The sequence below is a fragment of the Frankia sp. CgKIO3 genome, from assembly GCF_977946435.1.
On record NZ_CDWTMO010000092.1, the window covers coordinates 11742 to 16648 of the forward strand.

Annotated in this window: 4 protein-coding genes; 1 reads left to right on the top strand and 3 read right to left on the bottom strand. The window is 70.0% G+C overall.

The window, feature by feature from the left end; genetic code table 11:
• The 3 genes from AC08OJ_RS12010 to AC08OJ_RS12020 all read right to left on the bottom strand — a co-directional run.
• The coding region (locus AC08OJ_RS12010) for a cytochrome c oxidase subunit I (protein WP_476595761.1) at positions 1–1281 on the bottom strand (1281 nt) is incomplete at its 3' end.
• A gap of 271 nt (positions 1282–1552) precedes the next feature.
• Positions 1553–3187 carry an alkaline phosphatase D family protein gene (locus AC08OJ_RS12015; RefSeq protein WP_476595763.1) on the bottom strand — a complete coding sequence of 545 codons (1635 nt, stop codon included), beginning with the start codon at positions 3185–3187 and terminating at the stop codon, positions 1553–1555.
• 300 nt (positions 3188–3487) lie between these two features.
• The gene (locus tag AC08OJ_RS12020; protein WP_476594581.1) at positions 3488–4066 is read right to left on the bottom strand and encodes a suppressor of fused domain protein; all 579 of its coding nucleotides are present in this window, start codon (positions 4064–4066) and stop codon (positions 3488–3490) included.
• A 113-nt stretch (positions 4067–4179) separates the two neighbouring features.
• Here AC08OJ_RS12020 and AC08OJ_RS12025 point away from each other — a divergent pair.
• On the top strand, positions 4180–4907 hold a 728-nt coding region (locus tag AC08OJ_RS12025), incomplete at its 3' end, for a TerD family protein (protein ID WP_476595762.1).

Here is a 4907-nt window from a genome sequence, read left to right on the forward strand (position 1 = left end):
TACCTTCGGGAACCAGAAGTAGGTGCCGCCGAAGGCGGCGAACACCACGGTCCCGAAGACGACGTAGTGGAAGTGGCCGACGACGAAGTAGCTGTCGCTGACGTGGAAGTCGATCGGCGGGCTGGCCAGCAGCACCCCGGTCAGGCCACCGAACAGGAAGGTCACCAGGAAACCGACCGCGAATAGCATCGGCGTCTCGAAGGTGAGCTGCCCGTGCCACATCGTGCCGATCCAGTTGAAGAACTTGATCCCGGTCGGCACCGCGATGAGGAACGACATCAGCGCGAAGAAGGGCAGCAGCACCGCGCCGGTGACGAACATGTGGTGCGCCCACACCACGACGGACAGGGCTCCGATGCCGATGGTGGCGAAGACCAGGCCCTTGTAGCCGAACAGCGGCTTGCGGGAGAAGACCGGCAGGATCTCGCTGATGACGCCGAAGAACGGCAGGGCGATGATGTAGACCTCGGGGTGGCCGAAGTACCAGAACAGGTGCTGCCAGAGCAGTGCGCCGCCGTTGGCGGCGTCGAACACGTGCGCGCCGAAGCGCCGGTCGGCCTCCAGGGCGAGCAGCGCCGCGGCGAGCACGGGGAAGGCGATCAGCACGAGGATCGAGGTCGCCAGGAAGGTCCAGCAGAAGATCGGCAGCCGGAACATCGTCATGCCCGGGGCCCGCATCGTCAGGATCGTTGTGATCATGTTGACGGCGCCGAGGATGGTACCGACACCGGAGACCGCGAGACCCACGACCCACAGGTCGGAGCCCACTCCCGGCGAGTACACCTTGCTGTTCAATGGCGAGTAGGCGAACCAGCCGAAGGACGCGGTGCCGTCCGGGGTCAGGAACCCGAAGATCACCGCCAGGCTGCCGAACAGGAAGAACCAGTAGGACATCGCGTTCAGCCGCGGGAATGCCACGTCCGGCGCGCCGATCTGCAGCGGCACCAGGAAGTTCGCGAACGCGAACGCCAGTGGGGTGGCGAACATGAGCAGCATCAGTGTGCCGTGCAGCGTGAAAAACTGGTTGTACTGCTCGTTGGAGAAGTACTGCAGCCCCGGGCGGGCGAGTTCCGCCCGCATCATCACGGCCAGGACACCGGCGAAGAGGAAGAACCCGAACGACGTGACGGCGTACAGGATGGCGATGTCTTTGTGGGACGTCGTCCGCAGATAGCCGAGCAAAGGGGTACGTGGCCTGGTGTGCGCGGCGATGACATCCACCGGCTGCGTCCCGCTATCCGCTGCTCCGCCCGGTTCTCTCGGTTGGTGTAGAATTGTCACGTTCGGCTCCCGATGTTCGTCGTCCGCACGGCGCCAGAATGCGCGTGGAAAGCGGCGGACGGGCCGGGGAAAGGCTAACGTGGCGACCGGTGTCCTGGCCGTAGAACCGTCGAGTTTCTTCGGATTTATTCGCGATGCGCAGGCCGGCGAGGCCACCCGGTGGAGGTCATCCGGTGGTCGAATTCCCGTGCCTTTTCCGATGAATCGGGTGGAAAGCGGTCGGCAGTGCGGGCCGGCAGGGCCGGAGCGTGCTGTCGCCGCACACTCGCTCTCAGGCCGGCCGCGCGCCGGGCCGCCCGTTCTCGACCACCCAGGTGGCATCCGTGGACGTGGGCGAGTGGTGAGTGGTGATGTCGGCAACGACCCGCATGTCCGCGCGCCATTCGTCCGGGGTGACGCGAACGCGCGTGTAACCTCGCCGGTCACCGCGAAAATACCGGACATGCGGGTTGAGCCGGGCATTGTTCCGCCGGACGAAGTCCTCGCTGACGAGGAAGAAGGCCGAGCTGATCGAGGTGCAGACGAACTCCGTCGCGACGACCGGCGTCTCGGGCCGGTCGAAATCGACCCGGAGGTCGTTCACCCAGGCGCAGTGGATGTCACCGGAGAGCACCACCGGGTTGCGCACGCCGCTGTCGCGGATCTCCGACAGCAACCGGGCCCGGTAGGGGCCGTACCCGTCGTTCTGATCCAGGTTGGCCAGCCGTGGTCCCTCGCCGAGGGGTAGCTGCCCGTTCAGCTGGGCCAGCATCGTCTGCTGGGCGAGGACGTTCCAGCGGGTCCGCGACGTGGTCAGGCCGTCGCGCAACCAGCGTTCCTGGGCGGTGCCGGCCATCGTGCCGGCCGTGTTGTCCCGGCCCAGGGCGGCGAGCCCGATGCCCTGCGGGGAGCCGCCGGGCTGCCTGGTCCGGTACTGCCGGGTGTCCATGACGTTGAACGTCACCAGGTTCCCGAACGCGAACCGCCGGTAGATCCGCATGTCGGGCGATCCCGGATTCAGCTCCGCCCGGATCGGCATGTGTTCGTAGTACGCCTGGTAGGCGGCGGCACGCTGGCGGGCGAACGCCGCGGGATCCTGCCGTTGCTTCCCGGTGTCGCCGGCCTCGTCGACCAGCCCGGCGTAGTTGTTCTCGACCTCGTGGTCGTCCCAGGTGACGACCCAGGGGGCCACGTGATGAGCGGCCTGCAGGGCAGGATCGGACTTGTACTGGCCGTACCGGTTGCGGTAGTCCGCCAGCGTCTGGAGTTGGTCCAGGCCGGGCCGCTGCGGGGTGGTGTGCCGCCGGTCCGGATAGGTGCTCCTCGGGTCATACTCGTAGATGTAGTCGCCGACGTGGACGACGAGGTCCGGCGCGTCGGCGGCGATGCCGTCGAAGGCCGGCCAATACCCGTTCTGGAAGTCCTGGCATGAGGCCAGCGCGAAGGTCAGGGCACCGCCGGCCGATTCCGGTCCCCTCCCGGGGGCTGCGGCCGTCCGGGTCCGGCCGACCGGACTGAGCACGGTGCCGGCACGGAACCGGTAGAAGTAGTCACGCTCCGGCGCGAGTCCGCGGACGTCGACGTGGACGGAATGCGCGAACGCCGCCTGCGCGGTCTGCGTGCCGGCGCGCACCACATCGCGGAAACCCTCGTCCGTCGCGATCTGCCAGTCGATCTCAATGTCCCGCGTGGGCATGCCGCCGCCCTCGGTCGGCCTCGGTGCGAGCCGGGTCCAGAGGATGACGCCGTCCGGCAACGGGTCGCCGCTGGCGACCCCGAGCCCGAAGATCCCGTCGGTGACGCCCGCGATCGGGGTGGGCGTCCGCAGGGCCGGCGCGGGGGTCGGGATCGAACCGCCGGAACCGCCGCAGGCCGCCAGGCTCGCCCCGCCCAGCGCGGCGCCCCCCAGCCCGAGGCCGCCGAGCAGGACGGCACGGCGGCGTGGACCGGCCCCCGGGTTCGTCCCGTGGCCGGACCGGGCGGCGGCGCGAGGACCGGTACCCGGATCGGCGCGTGCCGACGGATCGGTGCCGGCCGGTCGACCAGTCTGACCGGTGGCGGCTGACGGCGAGGGCGCCCGCGGGAATCGGCGGGAACGCGGAGAACCGGCCGCGGCGTCACGGATCACAATTAGATGAGAGTAGTCACGGGTCACAACTAGATGAGAGTAGTGGAAACGGATGAACCCGCGGCCCGTTCACGACGGATCCACCCCCCGTGCCGGGAGTCAGCCGAGATCGACCTCCCGGCGGCCGGGGTCGCGCAGATCCGTCCCGGCCGCCAGCCACCGCTGATGCAGCGTGTCTGGGCCGTGCACCCGCTTGTAGGCGGACTCGTTGGGGGTCATCGGAAGCAGGGGGAGAAAGCGGACGGGTGCGAGCCCGGTGGCGAGATCGGGGATGAGCCCGCCGGGCTCGCCGACGAGCACCGCGGTGAACGGGGCGCCGTCCCAGAGCGGTTCCCCGAGATCCAGGCCGGACCCGGGAGCCACCGGACGGCCCTCGACCGTCGGGACGGCGGCCAACACGGCCAACCGCCGCAGCACGCTGTCGCGCCGCCCGCGCAGGGACAGCACGAGTTCGGCCCGCGGGCCGGCGGGATCGCGCACGGTCGCCGCCGCCGCCGTCATCGGCTCCCGGGACATGCCCAGGGTGAGATAGCGGACGACGCCCGCTCGGTCCGGGCCGAACCGCAGCACCTCGATCTGGTCGGTGCCGAGGAACGTGACCCCGGCCCGACCGGTGCCCGGTCCGAAGGCCGCCGCCGCATGCTCCTCGACCGATCGCAGGATCGCGCTGTCGCTCACCAGGCCGATGCCCCGCCACGTTGTTCCATACCCGCGATCGTATGGTCGGCAGTGATCCCGGGAACCGTGGTGGCCGGCGCGGGAGTTATCGTGGTGCGACGTTGGAGGGGTTCATGGCACAGGTGCTTACCAAGGGCGGCAACGCTGCGTTGCCCACCACCGACGTCCGGGTCGAGATCGCCTCGTCGAGTCCGCTGGACATCGCGGCGATCCTGGTGACCATCCACGGCAAGGTGCGCACCGATGACGACTTCGTCTTTTTCAACCAGCCGACAGGTCCCGGGGTGCGTCTCGTACCGCCGTCCGTGCTGGAGTGCACGTTGGCCGCGGTCCCGCCGGAGATTGACAAGGTGGTCGTCACCGGGAGTCTCGACGGCAGCGGGCCGGCGACCTTCGCCGCCCTGCGCGGCCTGAGCATTGTGGTGCGGGACGCGCGTGGCGGCGCCGAGTTCGCCCGCTTCGATCCGTTCGGGCTGAGCAGCGAGACGGCGCTGATTCTCGTCGAGCTCTACCGGCGCGCCGGGGCCTGGAAGGTGCGGGCGGTCGGCCAGGGCTACGCCTCGGGGCTGGCCGGCATCGCGATCGACTTCGGCATCACCGTAGACGACCCCGGCACTTCCGGCACTTCCGGCGTCCCCGACCCCGCCGAGGCCGCGACGCAGGTCGTGCAGCCACCCGTGGCCCCGCCCCACCCGCAGGCCGCCCCGGCGCCGTACGGCACGCCCCCGGGCGGCCGGCAGTGGGGACCGCCGCCCGCGCCACCCGTTCCGTCCGCGCCGACCCCGGCGGGGGGCCCGCAGTGGGGCCCGCCGCCTCCGCCCGCTCAGCCGCAGTGGGGGAC